Annotated in this window: 18 protein-coding genes; 6 read left to right on the forward strand and 12 right to left on the reverse strand. The window is 65.6% G+C overall.

Annotated elements, in window-relative coordinates; all coding sequences use genetic code 11:
• Position 1: 1 nt before the first annotated feature.
• Together PHI64_RS00485 and PHI64_RS00490 are read right to left on the reverse strand one after the other, a co-directional pair.
• Positions 2-418, reverse strand: a complete 417-nt coding sequence (locus PHI64_RS00485) for a CopD family protein (RefSeq protein WP_299876909.1) — start codon at positions 416-418, stop codon at positions 2-4.
• Positions 419-440: 22 nt separating this feature from the next.
• A complete protein-coding gene (locus PHI64_RS00490; protein ID WP_299877305.1) occupies positions 441-1322 on the reverse strand; it encodes an NAD-dependent epimerase/dehydratase family protein in 882 nt (293 codons plus the stop codon).
• A gap of 42 nt (positions 1323-1364) precedes the next feature.
• Here PHI64_RS00490 and PHI64_RS00495 point away from each other — a divergent pair, with 42 nt between their 5' ends.
• The 5 genes from PHI64_RS00495 to PHI64_RS00515 all read left to right on the forward strand — a co-directional run bounded on the left by PHI64_RS00495 (position 1365) and on the right by PHI64_RS00515 (position 8410).
• A complete protein-coding gene (locus PHI64_RS00495) occupies positions 1365-2393 on the forward strand; it encodes a CDP-6-deoxy-delta-3,4-glucoseen reductase (RefSeq protein WP_299876912.1) in 1029 nt (342 codons plus the stop codon).
• Between the two features lie 24 nt (positions 2394-2417).
• Positions 2418-3557 carry an EAL and HDOD domain-containing protein gene (locus PHI64_RS00500; RefSeq protein WP_299876915.1) on the forward strand — a complete coding sequence of 380 codons (1140 nt, stop codon included), beginning with the start codon at positions 2418-2420 and terminating at the stop codon, positions 3555-3557.
• A gap of 188 nt (positions 3558-3745) precedes the next feature.
• The gene (locus PHI64_RS00505; RefSeq protein ID WP_299876918.1) at positions 3746-5845 is read left to right on the forward strand and encodes an ATP-binding protein; all 2100 of its coding nucleotides are present in this window, start codon (positions 3746-3748) and stop codon (positions 5843-5845) included.
• A 56-nt stretch (positions 5846-5901) separates the two neighbouring features.
• Positions 5902-8112: an EAL domain-containing protein gene (locus tag PHI64_RS00510; protein WP_299876921.1), complete on the forward strand. Its 2211-nt coding sequence runs from the start codon at positions 5902-5904 to the stop codon at positions 8110-8112.
• 76 nt (positions 8113-8188) lie between these two features.
• Entirely contained in the window at positions 8189-8410 is a 222-nt protein-coding gene (locus PHI64_RS00515) for a hypothetical protein (protein WP_299876923.1), read from the forward strand.
• A gap of 20 nt (positions 8411-8430) precedes the next feature.
• Here PHI64_RS00515 and PHI64_RS00520 read toward each other — a convergent pair whose 3' ends face one another.
• Together PHI64_RS00520 and PHI64_RS00525 are read right to left on the reverse strand one after the other, a co-directional pair.
• On the reverse strand, positions 8431-9360 hold the full coding sequence (locus PHI64_RS00520) for an SPOR domain-containing protein (RefSeq protein ID WP_299876926.1): 930 nt from the start codon (positions 9358-9360) through the stop codon (positions 8431-8433).
• A complete protein-coding gene (locus tag PHI64_RS00525; RefSeq protein WP_299876929.1) occupies positions 9357-9884 on the reverse strand; it encodes a DUF2802 domain-containing protein in 528 nt (175 codons plus the stop codon). The genes PHI64_RS00520 and PHI64_RS00525 overlap by 4 nt, the downstream gene beginning before the upstream one ends.
• Positions 9885-10051: 167 nt before the next feature.
• On the opposite strand from PHI64_RS00525, the gene PHI64_RS00530 reads away from it, so the two are divergent.
• Complete coding sequence (locus PHI64_RS00530; protein WP_299876932.1) at positions 10052-10801, forward strand: YdcF family protein; 750 nt, start codon at positions 10052-10054, stop codon at positions 10799-10801.
• Here PHI64_RS00530 and PHI64_RS00535 read toward each other — a convergent pair.
• The 8 genes from PHI64_RS00535 to PHI64_RS00570 form a co-directional block, all read right to left on the reverse strand.
• Positions 10791-11588 (reverse strand): enoyl-CoA hydratase-related protein, encoded by a 798-nt coding sequence (locus PHI64_RS00535; protein WP_299876935.1) that lies wholly within the window; start codon positions 11586-11588, stop codon positions 10791-10793. The genes PHI64_RS00530 and PHI64_RS00535 overlap by 11 nt on opposite strands.
• Positions 11589-11727: 139 nt before the next feature.
• The gene (locus PHI64_RS00540; RefSeq protein WP_299876938.1) at positions 11728-12924 is read right to left on the reverse strand and encodes an acetyl-CoA C-acyltransferase; all 1197 of its coding nucleotides are present in this window, start codon (positions 12922-12924) and stop codon (positions 11728-11730) included.
• A gap of 16 nt (positions 12925-12940) precedes the next feature.
• Entirely contained in the window at positions 12941-15325 is a 2385-nt protein-coding gene (locus tag PHI64_RS00545; protein ID WP_299876941.1) for a 3-hydroxyacyl-CoA dehydrogenase/enoyl-CoA hydratase family protein, read from the reverse strand.
• 130 nt (positions 15326-15455) lie between these two features.
• Positions 15456-16136: a TetR/AcrR family transcriptional regulator gene (locus PHI64_RS00550; protein ID WP_299876944.1), complete on the reverse strand. Its 681-nt coding sequence runs from the start codon at positions 16134-16136 to the stop codon at positions 15456-15458.
• Between the two features lie 58 nt (positions 16137-16194).
• The gene (locus tag PHI64_RS00555) at positions 16195-17475 is read right to left on the reverse strand and encodes an outer membrane protein transport protein (RefSeq protein ID WP_299876947.1); all 1281 of its coding nucleotides are present in this window, start codon (positions 17473-17475) and stop codon (positions 16195-16197) included.
• Between the two features lie 118 nt (positions 17476-17593).
• Complete coding sequence (locus tag PHI64_RS00560) at positions 17594-18001, reverse strand: acyl-CoA thioesterase (protein WP_299876950.1); 408 nt, start codon at positions 17999-18001, stop codon at positions 17594-17596.
• 20 nt (positions 18002-18021) lie between these two features.
• The gene (locus PHI64_RS00565) at positions 18022-19956 is read right to left on the reverse strand and encodes a 3-hydroxyacyl-CoA dehydrogenase NAD-binding domain-containing protein (RefSeq protein ID WP_299876953.1); all 1935 of its coding nucleotides are present in this window, start codon (positions 19954-19956) and stop codon (positions 18022-18024) included.
• Positions 19956-21239 carry an acetyl-CoA C-acetyltransferase gene (locus PHI64_RS00570; RefSeq protein WP_299876956.1) on the reverse strand — a complete coding sequence of 428 codons (1284 nt, stop codon included), beginning with the start codon at positions 21237-21239 and terminating at the stop codon, positions 19956-19958. The genes PHI64_RS00565 and PHI64_RS00570 overlap by 1 nt, the downstream gene beginning before the upstream one ends.

Raw genomic sequence — 21239 nt, forward strand, 5'->3', positions numbered from 1 at the left:
ATCAGAAGGGCTTCAGCACGACAAGGAAGACCACCACAAACAACACCAGCACCGGCACCTCGTTGAAGAAACGGTACCAGACATGGCTGCGGGTATTGCGCCCCTCGGCAAAGGCACGCAGCAGGCGGCCGCAATACAGGTGATAAACGATCAGGAAGGTCACCAGTGCGGTCTTGGCATGCAGCCAGCCACCACTCAGACCAAAGCCGAACCACAGCCACATACCCAGCGCAACGGCCAGGATACCCAGGGGTGTCATGAAGCGGTACAGCTTGTGCTCCATCAGGGCCAGGCGCTCCAGGGTCGCGGCGTCGGTGACCATGGCGTGATTGACGAACAGGCGCGGCAGATAGAACAGCCCGGCAAACCAGCTGGTGACAAAAATGATGTGCAGGGCCTTGATACTGAGGTAAAGCATGGTGTCGGACTCGATTCAGGTTTCAGATAGCAGGGGTCGGCTTCGACGCAAGGGCGTCAGCCACGGTCGGATAGCGCAGCCGGAAACGGAGTTCCCGCTTGATGCGGCCGTTCATCAGGCGCCGCGACTCGGACATGAAGGACAGGGTCATCGGCGACAGACGACCCGCCAGCTCGGCCCGCGGCAGGCGCGGCGGCCGGGGCAGACCGCACGCATCGGCCACCAGGTCGAAGTAATCCCCCATGCGGATCATGCTGTCGTCAGTGGCGTTGTAGGCCCGGTTGGACCGGCCACGAAACAGGGCCAGGGCCGACAGGCAGGCCAGATCATCGGCATGGATGTGATTGGTGAACACGTCATCTTCGGCCACCAGAACCGGGTCGCCCTTGAGCAACCGAGCCCTCGGCAGGCGGGTGTCCGAATCGTAGATCCCGGGCGCCCGCAGGATGCTGACGCAGCAGCCGGTACGCTTGCCGAAGCCGCGCAGACGCGCTTCCGCCGCCACCCGCCGCCCGGCCCGGGCCGAGTCCGGGCGCAGCGGCCGGGTCTCGTCCAGCCAGGCCCCGCCGCAGTCGCCATACACACCGGTGGTACTTATGTAACTTATCCGTCGTGGTAGACTCCCGCGACGCGCCAAGGCTGCCAGCAGGCGCCGGGTACGCGGATCATCCACGCCCTGAGCGGGCGGTGGCGCACAGTGCAGCACGTAGTCGGCAATGCCGGCGAGGCGGTGCAGGGAATCGGGTAAATCGAGGTCGGCAACAAGGGGCGTAGCGCCCAGTGCACGCAGCGGGGCGCGCTCTTCGGCCCGCCTCGTCACTGCAATCACACGAAAACGCGCTACCAGCCAGGGAATAATCCGGCGGGCCACGTCGCCACTGCCTACAACCAGCACCTGCTTCATTTTTCGACGTTTCATCCTTCGATTATCTCACGGCCATCCACCATGTCGTTCCAGGTCACCCTCCAACCCAGCGGCCTCCATTTTGAAGCAGGCAGTGAAGAAACCGTTCTTGCCTCTGCCCTTGCCGCTGGCCTGCTCCTCCCTTACAGCTGCCGCGACGGCGCCTGCGGCGTCTGCAAGAGCCGGATCGTGTCCGGACAGGTAGACCAGGGCCGTTATTCCGACTCGACCCTCACCGCCGCTGACCGTGATGCCGGCATGGCCCTGCTGTGCTGTGCCTCGCCGCGCTCCGATCTGGTCGTCGAAGTCCGCCAGGTCAGCCGCGCCGGCGACATCCCGGTCAAAAAGCTGCCCTGTCGCGTGCAGAAGCTGACGCGCATCGGCGCCGACGTGATCGTTCTCGAAGTCAAGCTCCCCGCCAGCGAGAAGTTCCAGTTTGTGGCCGGTCAGTACATCGACTTCCTTCTCGCCGACGGCAAACGCCGCAGCTTCTCCATCGCCAACGCCCCAACCGGCGCCGATCACATCGAACTGCACATCCGCCTGGTTCCGGGCGGGCGCTTCACCACCCACGTCTTCGAGAAGCTCAAAGAGAAGGACATCCTGCGCTTCGAAGGCCCCCTGGGCAGCTTCCGCCTACGCGAAGATTCCACCCGGCCGGTCGTGCTGCTGGCGGGCGGTACCGGTTTTGCGCCTATCAAGAGCATTGTCGAAAACGCCATTGCCACCGGCCTGAATCGCCCCATGAGCCTCTACTGGGGCAGCCGCGATGTGGCAGGCCTTTACCAGTTCGACATCGCCCGTGACTGGGAAGCCCGTCTGCCGGGTTTCCGCTTTGTCCCGGTGCTCTCGGCAGCCCCTGCCAGTGACGCATGGACAGGCCGCATCGGCTTTGCCCATCATGCCCTGATGGCCGATCTGCCCGACCTGTCCGGTCACGAAGTGTACGCCTGTGGATCTCCCGCCATGATCGACGCGGCCCGGGCCGACCTCACCGGGCGCTGCGGGCTGCCTCCCGAGGCCTTCTTTGCCGACGCCTTCAGCTTCTCGAACGACGCCGGAGCCGCCTGAGCTCCGCACCGGAACCCTGCGCCCATGAGCAACTCCGTCCTGATCACCCGCGAGCCGGTCATCAACAAACAGCACAAGATCACCGCCAACCGGCTGATCGTGCATGCGGCCTCGGTTTCCCAAGCGGTGGATGCCCTGGACAGCCTGGCCGACGTATGGCCGTCCACCCACCCGGTCTTCGTCAGCCTCTACAAACTGGTTCCCACACCAGACCTGCTCAACTGGATCGCCCCGACCAACGCCATGGTCGAGATACCCGTCCAGTCCATCGCCCACCCCCTCACCCTGTCGCTGATCCCCCAGCTCCAGGCAGCCGGCATCAGCCTCAACCTGACCTGGTACCAGCCCGATACCGTGCTGCCCGCCAACGTGCCCTGGCGCTTCGTCATCATCGACGCCAAGCGCCAGAACCTGCCCGCAGACCCGCCGGGCCTGGCCCTGGCCTGGGGGCTGACGGACGTACCCGATTTCCGCAACGCCATCGTCCAGGGCTATGACGGCGCCTCCGGGTGGTTCTTCCTTCGGGGTGTCACCAGTAATGGCAAGCTCGCCCCCTCCCACGCTCAGATCGTGCGGCTGATGAACCTGGTGCGCCGAAATGCCGAAGTAAAGGAAATCGAAACCGTTCTGAAGCAGGATGTGGCACTTTCTTACAAACTGCTCAGATATATCAATTCCGCTGGTTTTGGGCTGATGTGCGAGATCCAGTCCTTCCGCCATGCAGTGACGATTCTCGGCTACGAAAAGCTCAACAAATGGCTCTCCGTGTTGCTGGTATCGGCCAGTCGCGATCCCGCTGCCCCGGCCCTGATGCAAACCGCCATCGCCCGCGGACGCTTCATGGAAAAAATCGGTGCGGCCTTCTTCGAGAAAGGTGAACTGGACAACCTGTTCATCACCGGCGCCTTCTCCATGCTGCATCTGCTGCTCGGTGCCAGCCTGCAATCCGCCCTCGAAGAGATGCACCTCCCGGCCCCCATCGCCGACGCCCTGCTCACCGGGGACGGCGTGTACGCCCCCTTCCTCAAGCTGGCCCGGGCCCTAGAGAGCTTCGACGACAAGAACCTTGCGGCCCTTGCCGACGATCTCCACATTTCCTGCGAACAGGTCAACCGCGCCCACCTCGAAGCGCTGGCGTTCGCCGACAGCCTGCAGTTCAGCTGACACCTCCCCTCCCCCACAAGCCCCCGCCTGGGGGCTTGTCGCCCCCTTGAAAACCCTGCGTAAGGTCGCGAACTGAGTCACGTTCGGGCCTCCGCAGCCCGATTTCGGCAAACTTATGTCACAGTTGGGCACAGGGGGGGCACGGTTAGAATCGAAAGCACAAAATCTGCGAAAAATGTGCTTCTTTCATGCAAACCACCCGAATCTCCAAATTGCGAATTCCCGCTGCGGTTCCCACTTTGCGTCTGCCCGGCCTGCGCGAGACCGCCACCGCCCTCCTTCGGGTTCTCTCCGCCGGGGTACCGGCGTCGAAGGATGCAGCGCGGATCATCATGCTCGACCCGGTCCTGGTCTTCGAGCTGCTGCAGACACGCCCCCTGCAGAAGAGTGAATCCGCGTCCCTGCTGGAAGCCCTTACGCAGAGGGTCGAAAACACCGACGCTGGACTTCTCCAGGCCTGGGCCCTGAGGCACATCGTGCAGCAGCCCCAGCGCCGGACAAATATCGGCTCACATCGCCACCACTCCCTGCACAGCCAGTTCGTGGCTGAGCTGGCTGCCCACATTGCCCGGGAGACCGGCTATGCGGCGCCGGAGGAGGCCTACGCCGTTGGCCTGCTCCACGACATCGGGCTGCTGTGGCTGAGCGAATACGCCGACGACTACCTCACATTGCTGGCCGAGGCCCCCGACGAGCGCACCCTGACCGCCAGCGAGTGGGAACGCTACGGCCAGGACCATGCCGAGATCTCGTCCAGTCTCGCCGCCCGCTGCGGTCTGCCGGCCGGCGTTGCCGACGCCATCGCACTGCATCAAGCCGATGCGAACAGCCTGGTGAGTGCCCATCCCCTGGTACGCGTTGCTGCCGCCGCCGAAGAGTTGGCCGCCTACCGGGGCAACCAAGCCCCCCTCAGCCTGGACAACGCCTGCAGCCTGACCCAGCTGGATGGCGCGATCCTGGTCAGCCTTCTGGCCGACACGACACGCACCGTCCAGGATCGGGCCAGCGCTCTCGGCATTCCGGTTGAGACCACCATGCTCTCCCGCCCCTGGAGCACTACGGGTACGGAGCGTAACGGGCCGGAGATGATCGATGCAGGCATTGCCAGAGCGGCCCTTGGCGCCTTCACCCGCAGCAGCTTCAGCAAGGGCGGTTCAGCCTGGACTGATTTCAGCCTCGCTGCCCGGCTGTTGCTGGGCTTCGACGCGCCGGTACTGTTCGTCAAACCGGTGGATAGCGACGAGCTCACTGGCGCAGCCAATCCGGCCCACCCCGGCCTGAGCCAGATCCACATTGCCGCCAACGACCAGAACAGCGTCATTGCCGAGGCTTATCGCGACAACGTTGAAACCCGCTTTCAGGCCGCGCCACGCCCCCCCGGCCGCTGCGCCGCCGACTGGCAGCTCGCCCGATGGCTGGAGAGCGACGGCCTGCTGTGTGTGCCCTGGAGCAATAGCTTCGAATCCGGCGTGGCGGTGTTTCCATGCCCCAGTGCCGAGGACGCGGGTGAGGAGATCGAACACACCCTGCGCCAGCTCCTCACCGAAGCAGCCACGGTGCGCATCTCCGAGCGCAATGCCGAAGAGCGCATGCGCCACGAGATCGAAGAGAACATCGGGCGCCGCTACGTGGACCATGCCCGGCGCATCGCCCACGAAGCCAGCAACCCCCTGACTGTCATCAAGACCTATCTGGGCATCATTGATGAGAAGGTGGAAGACGCAACGCTCAAGGAGCAGCTCAACCTCCTCAGCGACGAGCTCGACCGGGTTGGCGCCCTGATCCGCAAGACCAGCGACTTCACCGGCATCCTCCCCACAGGCCCGGCCCACAGCGGTGTCGCCGAGATCCTCCACGACCTGCGGGCCCTGTACGGCGAAGCCCTTTTCGCCCGCCGTGGCATCCACTTCGAGCTGCGCACCTCGCCCAACCTTCCGGCCGCCGCAATTCCGCCGGACGCCCTCAAGCAGGTGCTTCTCAACCTCTTCAAGAACGCCGCCGAAGCGATCCCCGAGGGCGGCAAGCTCACCGTATCGGCGGTGGCCGGCATCAACGCCAACGGCAGTCCGTGCCTTGAGGTGCGGGTGGTGGACAACGGCCCGGGCATGTCGCCGGAACGGGTCCAGAACCTGTTCGCCGGCGGAGCCCGCAACAGCACCAAACCCGGTGGTGGCGTAGGTCTGCCGGTGGTGCGCGAGCTAGTGACGAGCAACGGCGGAACCATCCTGTGCCGCAGTCAACTGGGCTCCGGCACTGTCTTCCAGATCTTCATGCCGCTGGCGGCCTGAGCACGATTTGGTGCATGATTGCAGGGAAAATAATAGACCCACGTCAGGGAGTCATCATGTTCATCCCCTGGAAAGGGCAGCCCTTCCCACCGAAGGGGAACCGGCACTCATCAGCCGAGGCTCTTGTCCGAATCCTGGTCATCGACGATGAACCGTCCCTGGCACGCTCCATCACCGCGCTCCTTCAAAGTGACGATCGGCTGATTGAAGAGTGCGGGTCGGTAGCTGGGGCGCTGGCGCGCCTCAATACTGCCGCCTACGATCTGATCGTGCTCGATTTCCGCCTGCCGGACGCTTCGGGCCTGGCCGTGATGGACTGGCTACTGAGCCACGACCGGCGCGAGTCGGTGATCATGATCAGCGCCGAGCAGTCCTTGGATGCCGCCGTGGGTGCCCTGCGCCGGGGCGCTGCCGATTTTCTCCTCAAGCCTTACAGTGCCGAGCAGCTACGCCGATCGGTCGGCACCGTGCTCGCCAAACGCCAGCAGGAACGCAACAAGCGGCAGATCCGCCAGCGCCTGGAATCCTCCGAGCAGATGCACCGTTACCTGGTCGAGAGCTCCCTCGACCTGATCTACACCCTCGATGCCGACGGCCGCTTCAGCTACCTGAACCAGCGCATCGAATCCCTGCTCGGCCACCCCCGCAGCGCCCTCCTCGGCAAGCACTTCTCCGAAATCGTTTACCCCGAAGACCTGGAACGCGCCCGTTTTTCGTTCAACGAGCGCCGTACCGGCCCGCGGGCCACCAGCAACCTTGCCCTGCGCCTTACCCGCAATCCCTTTGGCGAATCCGAGAGTGGCGAGCATGGCCCAGTCACCATCGTCCTCAACGCCATGGGGATCTACAACCGCAGCGACTCCCGCGCCCCCGTCCATTACGCCGGCACCTACGGGGCAGCTCGTAGCCTGCCCGGCTATCGGGCTGACGAGCACGCGGGCGGCTACCAGACCTATCACGACCCTCTCACCCAGCTCCCCAACCGCGACTTGTTCAGAGATCGGCTGAACCTCTCCATTGCCCAAGCCAAGCGACGCAAGACCCATATCGCTGTGCTGTTCATCGACATGGACCGCTTCAAGCTGGTCAACGACACCTACAGTATCGGCGAAGGTGACGCCCTGCTGCGGGCCGTGGCCCTTCGCCTGCGCCAGAGCCTGCGCAAGGGCGATACCCTGACCCGGCACGGGAGCGATGAATTCCTGATTCTGCTCCCCGACATCGGCTCCCGGGGCGACGCCCAGGCCATTGGCGAGAAGATCCTGCACGCCTTCCGCACGCCGTTCCGCATCGGCGATGGCGAATTCACCGCCACCATCAGCATGGGCGTGGCCCTGCACCCGGAAGACGGCGACAGCGCGGAAGACCTGATCCAGCATGCCAGCGTGGCCATGCACCAGGTCAAGGGCAACGGCGGCAATGCCTGCGGCTTTTTCTCCCCCGACATGCATGCCAACTACCACGCACGTACTTCCCTCGAAAAGGAGTTGCGCCTGGCCCTTTCCCGCAACGAGCTGGAGGTGCATTACCAGCCTCTGGTCAGCCTGTCGCGCAGCAGCATCACCGGCATGGAAGCCCTGGTGCGCTGGCGCCATCCGGTGCACGGCATGGTCGCTCCGTCACGCTTCATCCAGATGGCCGAGGAAGCCGGGATCATCCATGAAATCACTCGCTGGGTCCTCGACACGGCCTGTGCCCAGCTCTCGTCCTGGCGTCACCGTTATCCGGATCTGCGCCTATCCACCAATCTGTCGTCCCGGGACTTCGACCACACCGACCTGAACAGCACGGTATCCCGCGTGCTCACCCGCCATGGTCTACCTGCCCACAGCCTGGAGCTGGAGATCACGGAGCGGCTACTCCTCGAAGACAGCGACAAGGTGTCCGTGCGCATGCAGAGCCTGCGGGAGCTCGGCATCGGCATCGCCATCAACGATTTTGGCACGGGCTACTCATCCCTTGCCTACCTCCAGCGCTGCGGAGTGACCCGCCTCAAGATCGACCGGAGCTTCGTCAAGGACATCAAGAGCAACGAAGACCACCCCATCGTCAGCGCGATTGCCGGCATCGCCCGGGGGTTTGACATCCGCCTTGCCGCAGAGGGCGTGGAGCGCGATGAGCAGATGAACGCTCTGGAAATCCTGGGCTGTGACGAGATGCAGGGCTTCCTGTTCTCACGGCCGGTGAATGTGGATGAAGCCACTCGCATCCTGCAGGAATTCCGTCTTCCGTGCGTCATTTCGCCGGAGGCTGACGTGGCCTCCTGAGCCGTCCAAAACCACCAACAACCGTCACACTTCAAGGCTAGATTGGGAGCCCAGCCGAATCCAACTGGAGATCGTCATGGGAATCTTCCGCCTCGTCCTGGCTCACCCCCAACAACCGGAAACGCTGCGCCTGGTTGCCGAGCATCTTGACCCGGCCCTGCTGAAGCAGCGTGGCTACGAAATCGCCCGCAACCTGGGAGACCAGGCCGCCATCTGGGCGGCTGCACCGGGCGGCCAGCAGACGCTGCTGGCCCTGCGTTGCCGCACCGGCCACGCCCTGGTCATCATGACGGCCTGAAGTTCAGACTGCGCTGGGGATCAACGCCCCAGCGGCAACAGCACGCCCACATCGACCCCCTTCTCGCGCAGGCGCACCTGGGCCGCAAGGGCGTCCTTGCGATCGGCAAAGGGCCCGACGATCAATCGGGTTTCGATCTGTGACGGAACGCCGGCCTGGGCCAGCCGTGCCTTGAGCTCTTCGGCCGAAGCAACGTTGGAGAAGAACCCGAACTGCAGTACATAACCCCGGCCCGTCTCGGCGGGCACCGGCGCCTGGGGGGGAGCCGCCGCAGGCTTCTGCGCAGCTGCCGGAGCAGCCACTGCGGCAAGCTGGGACGCCGACTGCGGCACCGGCGCAAGCGCGGGAGGACGGACTGACGGCACGCCGGGCGCCGCCACTGGCGCAGCCGGCACTCCTGCGCCCGCCTGGCCGGAGGGGCGCGGAGCCGGCACAGGCATGGGCGCGACCGGTGTCATCGGCAGCGTCTGTGCCGTGGCAGCCGGCTTGGCCGGGGCCGCCTCGCGGGCACCCGCCCTGGGTGCTGCGGCCTCCCCATGTACCGAGGCAGCAGTGGTCGGCCGCGCCAGTGGCCGGGTAGCTTCAACCAGTCGATCCGATTTGTCGGCGGAGGGCGCAGCCTCACTATCGGGCAGGCTCGGCGGGGCCGAGCCCTCTGGAGCCAGGGTCGACTGCGCGTCACCCGGCATGGCTGCATCACCACCGGCCCGAACCACGTCGGGCGGCGCATCGCGCCCGGTATCCGGCATGATCTGGGCAGGGGCAATAGGTCGGGTGGGCAGGGTCACCTCGTCAGGCGGGGGTGGCCGCGACAGGTGATCGAACAAGGCCAGCCCGCCCAGCAGCAGGGAAATCAGGCCTCCCGCCACCCCTGCGCGGATCCACAGTTGGCGGCGAGCTTCGTCCTCACCACCGGCTTCCGGCTCGGGTGTCCTGGTGTCGTCGCTCATCGGCCCTCCTCCGCCCGCGCCAGGGCACAGACCAGTTCAGCCTCCGCCACGGAAATACCGCAGTGCTCGGCAATCCGTGCCGCCTCTATCCCTCTGCCCGCCAGCAACATGGCTTCAGAATGCTGGGGCGATACCGGGCGGGTGTAGTGCACCGGCTCCCGCGCAGCCTGTTGGGACGCTTGCTGGGCATCGCGCAATTCGTCTACATCACGACGAGTGGCTGCCAGCTCACGCCGCAGGAAGTCGCTCTCGGTGCGCAGTTGTGCCACGTCGCGGCGCAGTTGCTGGATTTCGAGTTCGTTGAGGAGATCCCGCGACACGGCCTCGTCCTCCGGGCTGGGAGTCGACGCTGGCGCGGGCTCAGGCACGGCTGCGACTGGCGCATCGACCAACAGGGTGTTTGGCGCCCCGGGCTTCTTGGCGGGGTCGACAGGCTTCCGCGGGCTGGCCAGCCGGAAGAGGATCACTGCAAGGTAGAGGACGAGTACGGCAACCAGTGCCCACACCCCCTCGTGCACGCCCATTTCAATCACTGCGCAAGCTCCCTGGCAACCGTGTTGCTGCGGCGTGACTCAAACCTTTGCTGACGATGATGATTCCCCTGGTGGCTGGCGTTCAATTGACGCTGCGATAATAGCCGTGCGCCACTCCACCGACAATGCGGCACCCCGCCAGGCCGCGCCTTTTCGTCATGTTCATACTCAAAAAGATCCTCGCCAGCCTGATTCTGCCTCCCCTGGGGCCGCTGATCCTCATCGCTGCGGGCCTCGTCCTGAGCATCCACCGCCCGCGGGCCGGGCGCATCCTGGCGTCACTGGGCCTCCTTGCTGCGCTGGCCCTATGCACCCCCACGACCGTCAATCTGCTGTTGGCGGACCTTGAGAGCGCCCCTCCCGTGAATGCTGAAGCCCTTGCCGAGGCTGACGCCATCGTGATTCTGGCGGGTGGCAGACGGAGCTACGCACCGGAGTTCGACGGTGAAACGGTGAATGCCCTTAGCCTCGAACGCATCCGCTACGGTGCCCGCCTGGCCCGTCAGAGCAAGCTGCCGGTGATGGTGACGGGCGGCGCCCCGAAGGGTGGCACGGCCGAGGGTGAGTTGATGAAGGTGAGCCTGGAAGAGGACTTCGGTATCAGCGTGCGGTGGGTCGAATCCCGCTCCCGCGACACCCGGGAAAACGCTGAATACTGCGCCGCGCTCATGCTGCCCAGCGGGCATCGGCGCATCGTGCTGGTCACCCACGCAGCCCACATGCGGCGCTCGGTCGAAGCTTTCGAGGCGGCGGGCTTCAGTGTTGTACCCGCCCCCACGGCCCACCTTCTGAACCGCAAAGCCGATGAAGGTGCCATCCCCTCCCTGCCTGGAATGAACAGCGCCTATGCCGGCTGGTATGCCAGCCATGAATGGCTGGGCCTTCTGGCCTACCGGCTCAGCCGTTGAAGCGGGCTTTGCGCTTCCCCAGGAAGGCGTTGATCCCCTCGTCGAAGTCCGGCCGGGCGGCACATCGGGCAAAGGCTGCGGCCTCCAACTGCAACTGGGCGCCCAGCGACTGCTCGGGTGAGGCATTGAGCAGGTGCTTGATCTCGCCATAGCAGCTGCCCGGCCCGCGCACAATGCGCCCCACCAGATCAGCCACCGCCGCGTCGAGTTCGGCGACTCCCGTCACCCGATTCACCACCCCCAGACGCAGGGCCTCGGCGGCATCGAAGCGATCGGCCAGCAACAGCAGTTCGAAGGCCTTGCGTCGTCCGAGCACCCTAGGCAACAGCCACGACACCCCGCCATCACCGGACAGGGCGATGCTGGAGTAGGCCGTGGTGAAGTAGGCACTGTCGGCAGCAACCGCCATGTCACAACCCAACACCAGGGACAGCCCGAAACCGGCACAGGCCCCCTGAACCCGCGCAATCACAGGTACCGGCAGCTCCTGCAACGCCTCGACACTCTGGTTGATGTACTGCTCGATCATGGCCCGGAAGGTGGCCAGACGACTCTCGGGCGACAGGTGGAGGTGGGCGGCAAAATCCTTCAGATCTCCCCCGGCCATGAAGTGATCACCTGCACCACCGAGCACCACCACCCGCAAGTCATCCCGGTGGGCTAGCCGGGCCGTTGCCTCCGCGAGGGCTTGCATCATCTCCACCGACAAGGCGTTAAGGGCCGCCGGGCGGTTGAGGGTCAGGGTCGCGACGCCATCGGTGACGTCGAGCAATACAGGGGAAGTCATGGGGTGGTTCCTTTGAGTTCAAACGCTTAAAGCAGGCCCGCCATTTCACCCCGAAGGCCGGCCGGCGGGAAGACCCCGAACGCAAAAAAGCCCACCATATGCACAGGCACATGGTGGGCCGGAGCGAACACGAAACCGTTCAGAGACGCTCGAAGACGCCCGCAGCGCCCATTCCGGTGCCGATGCACATGGAGATCATTCCATAGCGCGCCGAAGTGCGTTGAAAGGCGCTCATCAACGTCGCCGCACGGATCACGCCGGTGGCACCCAGGGGATGCCCCAGGGCGATGGCACCGCCCTGGGGGTTGATCTTCGCCGGATCGAGGTCCAGTTGCTTCATCACTGCGATGGCCTGGGCGGCAAAAGCCTCGTTGAGCTCGATCCAGTCCAGGGCTTCCTGGCCGATGCCGGCCGCCCTGAGCGCCCGGGGGATAGCCTCCACCGGGCCGATGCCCATGATCTCCGGCGGCACACCGGCCACGGAGTAGCTACAGAAGCGGGCGATCGGCGTCACGCCGTAGCGCTTCACCGCCGCCTCGGACATCAGCAGCACCGCGCCAGCGCCATCGGACATCTGCGAGCTGTTGCCGGCAGTCACCGACCCCCGCGCTGCAAACACGGGCTTGAGCTTGCCCAGGCTCTGCAGGGTGGCATCACCCCGCGGGCCTTCGTCGGTATCGCAGATCCGTTCGCTGATGCGCACTGCGCCCCCCTCACCGGGCACATGGGTGCGCACGGTGTAGGGGCTGATCTCGTCACGGAAGGCACCGGCGGCAATCGCCGCTGCCGCACGCTGATTGGACTGCACCGCGAAGGCGTCCTGCTCCTCGCGGCTCACCTGCCACTGCTGGGCCACCTTCTCGGCAGTCAGGCCCATGCCGAAGGCGATGCCCAGGTTCTCATCCTTTTCGAAAATCGCCGGGTTGAGGGAAATCTTGTTGCCCATGATCTGGGGCATCACGGTCATGCTCTCGGTACCAGCGGCGATCATCACCTCGGCCTCGCCCAAGCGGATGCGCGCAGCCGCATCGGCCACGGCCTGCAGGCCGGACGAGCAGAAGCGGTTGATGGTGATGCCGGGCACAGTGTTGGGCAGGCCGGCCAGCAGTACGCCGATGCGCGCCACGTTCATGCCCTGCTCCGCCTCGGGCATGGCGCAGCCGACCACCACGTCGGCGATGTCGGTGGCGTCCAGCCCCGGCACCTTGTCCACCACCGCCCGCAGCACGTGGGCCAGCATGTCATCGGGGCGCACGTTGCGGAACATGCCATTGCGCTTGGCCACCGGGGTGCGCGTGGCGGCGACGATGTAGGCTTCTTGAATCTGTTTGCTCATCTTGATCTGTCTCCGTTCAGTTGCGCAGGGGCTTGCCGGTTTCGAGCATGTGCACGATGCGCTGCTGGGTCTTCTCGGCCTTCAGCAGGTCGACGAACTGGGCACGCTCCACGTCGAGGATCCACTGCTCGGACACCCGGGAATTGGTCTCCACCTCGCCGCCGCACAAGGCGGTGGCGGCAGCCCTGGCCACGCGGTAGTCCCAGGCGGAGATGAATCCGCCCTCCTTCATGTTGATCAGCATCATCTCGCAGGTGGCGATGCCGTTGCGCCCGGCCACCGTCACGGCGCGCTGGACCAGGGGCGGCTGATAGCCCGACTCCGCGATGGCGCGAGCCCGATGCAGGGCCACGTGGAGGAGCTCGCGGGCATTGAAGACGATGTCGTCCGACGCCTTGGCAAAGCCCAGCTCCACCGCCTGCAGGGCGCTCTTGGAGACGTTGGCCATTGCGATGGTCTGGAACATGTTCTGGATGAAGGGGAAGACGTCGCCCCCCGCCGCCCGGCTGGCCAGGCTGGCCGCCTGAAGGGCAAACTCCTTGCAGCCACCGCCGGCCGGGATCAGCCCCACGCCGGCCTCCACCAGGCCCACGTAACTCTCCAGGGCCAGCACCCGGTGGCTGGCGTGCATGACGAACTCACAACCACCCCCCAAGGCCATGCCCTGTACCGCCGCCACCGTGGGCACCATGGCGTGCTTGAGGGCCATGGAGGCCTGCTGGAACTTGGCCACGGTCTTTTCTAGCATGTTGAACTGACCGGCCTTGCAGGCCTCGGCCACCTGGGCCAGGTTGGCGCCCACGGCGAAAGGCGCTTCATGCCAGATCACCAGGCCATCCAGGTCACGTTCGGCCCTGGCCACGGCCTCCAGCACGCCGTCCAGCACCTCGTCGCCGATAGCGTGCATCTTCGACTTGAAGGACAGGATGCCGATGCGGGCATCCCGGGCCGGAAGGTTCCACAGACGCACCCCATCGTTTTCCCACAAAGTGGTGCCCTGGTCCTGGGCGGCTTCACCGAGCACCTGCTCCGGGTAGAGCTGGCGGCCATACACCGGCAGCGTGGACCGGGGCTTGAGGGCGGCCTCCACAGCGCTCCAGGAGCCCTCCGGCGCATGCACGCCCTGGCGCCCGTCGAACACCCAGGCGGGCAGCGGTGCGGTAATCATGGCCTCTCCGGCCTTGATGTCGGCCTCCACGGCGGCGGCAATTGCCTGCCATCCGGCTGCCTGCCAGGTCTCGAAAGGCCCCTGGGCCCAACCGAAGCCCCAGCGCATGGCGAAATCCACGTCGCGGGCATTGTCGGCGATGTCGGCTAGGTGGAAAGCGCAATAGTGGAAGACGTCACGGAAGATGGCCCACAGGAAGCGGGCTTGGGGATGGCTGCTGGCGCGCAGCTGGGCAAACTTCTCGGCCGGATTTCGGTTCTTCAGGATGGCCAGAACTTCCGGCGCAACTTCGCCGGTGCTCGGACGGTAGTCTTGCTTGGCCACATCGAGCACGACAATGCCCTTGCCATCCTTTCGGAAGATGCCACCCTTGGTCTTCTGACCCAGCACGCCCTTGGCGATCAGGGCGGTGAGCCACTCGGGGCTCTGGTAGAAGGCATGCCAGGGGTCACCTGGCAGGGTGGCCTGCATGGTGCCGATGACATGAGCCAGGGTGTCGAGCCCCACCACGTCGGCAGTGCGGTAGGTGGCGCTCTTGGGCCGGCCGATCAGCGGGCCGGTAAGAGCATCCACCTCGTCAAAACCCAGGCCCAGTCGGGCCGTGTGGTGCATCACCGCCAGAATGGAGAACACCCCCACCCGGTTGGCAACGAAGTTGGGGGTGTCCTTGGCGCGGACGATGCTCTTGCCCAGGCGAGTGGTCAGCCAGGCCTCCAGCGCATCCAGCGTGGCCGGATCGGTACTGCGGGTGGCGATCAGCTCCACCAGTGCCATGTAACGCGGCGGGTTGAAGAAGTGGATACCGCAGAAGCGTGCGCGAGCCTCGGCCGGCATGCCTTCCGACAGGGCATTGATGGACAGGCCGGAGGTGTTGGAGGCAAAGATGGCATCCGGACGGATGAAGGGTGCGACCTTGCCGTACAGGTCCAGCTTCCACTCCATCTTCTCGGCGATGGCCTCGATGATGAGATCACAGTCACGCAGCTTGTCCAGATCGCTGCCGTAATTGGCCACGTCGATGAACTGGGCGCGATCCTTGGTGGCCAGGGGTGCGGGTTCGAGCTTCTTCAGGCCGTCCACGGCCTTCTTGGCGATGGCATTGGGGGGGCCTTCCTTGGCGGGAAGGTCGAAGACGATGACCGGCACGCCGGCGTTGGCGCAATGGGCGGCGATCTGCGCCCCCATCACGCCGGCACCCAGCACGGCCACCTTGCGAATGATCAGTCTGCTCACATGTGCCTCCTTTGACTCGGCCCTGACAGGGCCTTGTTATTGACTACGGACCACGCAGCTGCATGGCGCTTTTGAACAACTGTTCAAATCTTAGCGCAATGCTGCCCATGGATACAACATGGTTTAAAAATCAGGCCTTTGCCAGGCCCGTTGGTGACCCGCCCGGCGGCGCCATGAAGCCCGCCACGACGAAAGGGCGCAGACGCGCCATGATGGCTTCCGGGTCGCCAGCATCGCCGAGGGAGTAGGTTTCGGTCATCCGCATCACGTCCTTTCCAGCCATCGCGTAAGCCACGATGCCGACAAAGAAATACATGCGCCACACCACGTCATCCTGGCTCAGATGGGGCAGCGCCCGCATGAAGGCCTGGCGATAACGATCCACGGCCTCCCGGTACTCCGACGGGAAGAAGGCTTCGGTGCCCGGCCCAGGTTCGTAAAAGGCCCGGCCGATGAGTTGCTTGAAAACCTCGCCGGGAATGCTGTCCTTGCGGGTCAGCCGCAAGGCCGACGACAGAAAGGCGTCCACCAGCACATCCACGGCGATGGGCTGCCCTCTGGCGTCCGCCTCCAGCCTGTCCAGATAGCTCACCCGGCTGCCACCGCGACTACCCAGGGCGCGCTCGTAAACAGCCTCCATCAACCCCTGCTTGGAACCGAAGTGATAGCTGACCAGCGCCACCGGCACCCCCGCGGCGCCAGTGATCATGCGCACCGATGTGGCGGCATAGCCGTTCTCCATGAACAGGCGCTCGGCGGCGTCGAGGATACGTGTCTTGGCGTCGGGAAGGGGATTATCTGGGCGAGCCATGGGCAGAACAGTAAAGTGGCCGGAGTCGCCACAGGCACCTCCGGCCGGATTGAAAGAATCAGAAGGCCATCGAGTACTGGGCACCCAGGATCCACACCCGGGCGTCGTAGGCGCCGGTCACCCGGCCACGCCCGAGGGCGGTCTGATTGTTGTCCACCTTGGACTCAGGCACATTCAGGTAAGCCGCCCCCAGATCCAGCACCGACCCCTTGGCGAGCTTGATCTGGGCCCCCGCCGAGAACCAGGTACGGTTGTTGTCGGGCAGGGACACCAGGCGATGCTGGGCATCCGGCACCGGGGTCTGGTCGTATGCCACGCCGAACTTCAGCTTGACCATGTCGCTCAAGCGGTAGTTGGCCCCCAGCGCATAGCGCCAGGTGTCGCGGAAGTGGGTGTCGAGGGTCTGTACCGTGGCACCGCTGAGGCTGCCGGATGTGCGCACGATGTCCACCTTGGGAATGCTGCTCCAGCCCGTCCAGGAGATGTCACCGAGCATCTCCCATTTGTCGTTGAGGTTCTGCACCACGGACAGGATGAAGGTATCGGGCAAATCGACGCTGGCCATGGCGCTGCCGGTGGTCAGGGCCGGCGAAGCACCCGCCGCAGGACCACTGACGGCCAGGCTGCCCTTCAGCTCATGCTTGATCTTGGAGCGATAGGACACCCCCACTTTGGTGTTGGGGCTGAGGGTGAACAGCGCACCCACATTCCAGCCCCAACTGTTGTCGCCCGCGTCCAGGGTGGCCCGGGTGGCCGACAGGGCGGCGGAGGTGACGGTCGCCAGGCGCACGTACTCGGCTTCCATGCGCTGGTAGTTGAGGCCGGCCCCCACCGAGACCATGTCGTTGACCCGGTATGCCACGCTGGGATTGACGTTATAAGTCTTGATGTCGAACTTGATGGCCTGAGCGCCACCGAGCCACGGGTTGTCGTATTCAGTAACGAGGCCGAAGGGAGCGCCAAAGCCCACCCCCACATACAGATCCTTGCTCAGACCCCAGGACAGGTAGCCATTGGGAATCGCGGCCCAGCTGCCGGCATCATTACCAGTACCACTGCCGTTCAGCACACCCGTGCTGGAGCCCTGGTTGCTGAACTTGAAGGTGGGACGCACCAGGGACATGCCCACCGACGCCTCCCTGGCCTGCAGCTGCGTCATGCCGGCCGGGTTGAAATAGATGGTGCTGGCGTTCTCGGCCACCGCCGCCGAACCGGCGTAGGCATTACCGATACCGCTGGCATTCTGCTCCAACAACTGAAAACCGGCGGCACTGGCCTGCCCGGTGGCCAGACCGAGAGCCACCGCAGGCATCAAACGGGCGATCATTTTCATATTCATGGGTGCGTCTCCTCACAGATGGGCGTTTTATCGACTGACCGTGGGTTGCCCAAGCCCACGTCAATTCTAAGGGTGCTCCAGTTTTCGGCTATGCAACATTCATTTAAAACTGTTGTTTTTATGCAGCAATATCGGGTGGAATGTCACGCTTGACGCCACTGGCGCTCACCGCCACATAAGTCAAGGTCGCCTCCGTCACCTTCACCACCACCGGGTCTTCCGGATTGCGTTCGGCGTACACCTCCACGTCCACAGTGATCGAGCTTTTGCCCACCCGGACGATGTCCACGTAGAAGCTGACGATGTCTCCCACCGACACCGGCTGTTTGAAGACAAAGGAGTTCACCGAAATCGTGGCCACCCGGCCGCGGGCCCGCTGACGGGCCGGCACCGCGCCGGCGATATCCACCTGAGACATGATCCAGCCGCCAAACACATCGCCAGCCGGGTTTAGATCCCGGGGCATGGGCATGACCCGCAGCACGGGCATCCGGTCGGCGGGCAGTTGTACGGGGGCTTCTGACATGACGAACTCCTGGCAGTGTTTCAAGCAGCGGCACGGGGGCCGCGGGCAAGGTTGATGGGGCCCCCCGTGAAGGGGGCAAAGCCGGTGCCAAATATAACCCCGGCATCGGCCAGATCGGCATCGGCCACCACACCGCGATCAACACAGGCCTGGCTCGCCGCAAGCAGCGGGGCGACGATGCGGGCCGCCAGGCCGTCGGGGATGACCCCCGCTGCCGGCCGGCTCACCTTGCCGCCGGGCCAGGCGTAAAAGCCCTGCCCGCTCTTTTTGCCCAGCTGGCCCGCTGCGACCCGCTCGGCCAGGCCTCTGGGCAGCACCGCGTTGGCGCCGGCCAGGGCCTTGCCCGCCGCCACTGCAATGTCCAGCCCCACCGTGTCCACCAGTTCGATGGGCCCCATGGGCATGCCAAAGGCGGTCATGGCCGCGTCCACGGTGGCCGGGTTGATCCCCTCATCCACGCAGCGCAAGGCCTCATACATATAGGGGCCGAGCACCGCATTGACCAGAAAGCCCGGCTCGTCCTTCACCGGTAGCGGCAGCTTGTCGAGCTTGCGCACGAAGGCCGCGGCCCGGCGGAAGCTGTCGTCGGCCGTCACCCCGGTGCGTACCACCTCCACCAGGGGCATCATGGCCACCGGATTGAAGAAGTGGATACCCACCAGCCGGGCCGGATCGGCGAGCGCGCTGGCAATGTCGCCAATGCGCAGGCTGGAGGTGTTGGAGGCGAGCACCGCGTTGGGCCGGGCCCGCCGCTCGATGTCGGCCAGCAGGGTCCGCTTGGCGTCCAGATTTTCGAAGATGGCTTCGATGATCACATCGGCCTGGGCCACGCCGTGGCCGGCCGGGTCGGGGATCAGGCGGTCGAGGGCAAAGCGGGCCTCCCGAGGCTTGCCCCGGAACTTGCGCGCGAAGCGCTTGCCGGCCCGGGCAATGGCCAGGGCGATGCGCTCCACCGACTGATCCTGCAGGGTCACGATCATGCCGCGCAGGGCGCACTCGGTGGCGATATCGCCGCCCATCACACCAGCCCCCACCACATGGACACGGCAGGGCTTGAAGCCTGCTTCCTTGCCGAAGCCCTTGAGGCGTTCCTGCAGAAAGAACACCCGGATCAGATTGCCCGCCGTGGGCGAGCGCAGGATGGCCTCCAGGGACGAGGGCGAGCCCGCGGGCACGTCAAGGGCGTTGCCCCCATGGCGGGACCACACATCCAGGATGGCGTAGGGCGCCGGGTAGTGCTCGGGGCGGGCCTTGGCCGCCACTTGCGCCCTGGCCTTGCGGGCCACGAAGCCTCGCAGGGGGCCGTTGAGGAGACGCTGCACAACGGGCAGCCGACGCGGCACTTGCCCGGACAGCAGCAGCATGCTGGCCGCGTTGTCCATGACCCGCGGCGGCACACAGGCGTCCGCCAGCCCGAGCCGTCCGGCTTTCACCGCATCCACGCCCTTGCCGGTCAGCATCAGGTCCAGGGCCGCGGCCGGCCCGATCAGGGCAGGCAGGCGCCGCATGCCCCCCCAGGCCGGATAGATGCCCAGCATCACCTCCGGCAAGGCCAGGCGGGTACCCGGCTCATCCACGGTGATGCGATAGCGGCAGGCCAGAGCCAGTTCCAGCCCACCTCCCATGCAATGCCCACGAATCAGGGCCAAGGTGGGGTATTCCACGCCAGCCAGGCGGTCGAACAGCGTCCAGCCCCGGCTCACCATGGCCCGGGCCGCCTCCGCCGAGTCGATGCGGGTGAACTCCTCGATGTTGGCGCCGGCAATGAAGCCCGCAGCCTTGCCGGAGCGGATTACCAGGCCGCTGGGCGGGCTGACGGCCAGCGCATCGAGGATGCCGTCCAGCTCTGTCATCACGGTGAGGCCCAGGGTGTTGGCCCCAGCGTCGGCCACATCCAGGGTAGCCCAGGCGATGCCCTCGGCATCGCGTTCGAGTGTCCAGTTCACGTAGTTCATCACAGGGCCTCCACCAGCATGGCTCCACCCTGCCCGCCACCAATGCAGATGCTGGCGAGCCCTCGTTTCCCGCCCCGGCGACGCAGGGCATGGAGCAGGTGCAGGACGATACGCGCGCCACTGGCCCCAACCGGGTGCCCCAGGGCCACCGCACCGCCGTCCACGTTGAGCCGCGCCGGATCGATGGCGCCCAGGGCACCCTCCAGCCCCAGGCGCTTGCGGCAGTAGTCCTCATCCTGCCAGGCGCGCAGGCAGGCGATCACCTGGGCCGCAAAGGCCTCGTTGATCTCGAGCAGGTCGAGGTCGTCCAGGCCCAGTCCATGGCGTTGCAGGATGGGCGTGGCGGCGTGCACCGGGCCCAGGCCCATCTCTTCGGGCTCCAGCCCGGCCCACTGGCTGTCCACGATGCGGCCCAGGGGGGTCAGGCCAAACTGAGCCACCGCGGCCTCGGAGGCCAGCATCAGCCAGGTGGCGCCATCGGTGATCTGGGAGCTGTTGGCCGGCGTGACTCGGCCGTACTTTTTGTCGAAGAAGGGCTTGAGCTTGGCCATGCCGGCCAGGGAGGCGTCCCGGCGCAGGCCATCATCGGCGCCATACACGGTGCCATTGCCGTCGATCAGGGGCACCAGCTCATCGGCAAAGTGGCCGGCATCCTGGGCGGCGGCCACCCGCAGGTGGCTCTCCACCGCGTAGGCGTCCATGTCGTAGCGGCTGATGCCGTACTTCCAGGCCAGGTTCTCGGCGGTCTGGCCCATCAGTTGGCCGACGATGGGGTCGGTCAGCCCCTTCATGATGCCAATGACCGGCGCCAGGTAGGCGGGCCGGAACTTCTTCAGCGCGGCCAGCTTGTCGCCGAGGCTGCGCGCGCTCATCCACCCGGCAAACCAGCGCACCATCGGGTCGGAGAACAGCAGCGGCGCCCGGGACAGGGCATCCACGCCCCCCGCCAGCACCAGTTGCGAACGCCCGCAACGGATGTTGGCCATGGCCGAATCCAGGGCCTGCATACCCGAGGCACAGTTGCGCATCACCGTCCAGCCCGGCACCTTGAGGCCGCAGCCCATGCGCAGGGCCACCACCCGGCCGATGTTCACCTCGTCCGGAGACGGGCTGGCGCAGCCGAGGATGACCTCGTCCAGCTGCTCCGGCAGAAAGCGCTGGCGGGCCAGCAGGGCACTGCCCGCCGCAGTCGCCAGATCGGAGGCTGCAAACGGCCCGGGGGCGTTGCGCGCCTTGAGAAAGGGCGTGCGCGCACCGTCGATGATGTAGATGGGGTCAAGCAT

This window comes from Zoogloea sp., assembly GCF_028689785.1.
GTDB lineage: Bacteria > Pseudomonadota > Gammaproteobacteria > Burkholderiales > Rhodocyclaceae > Zoogloea.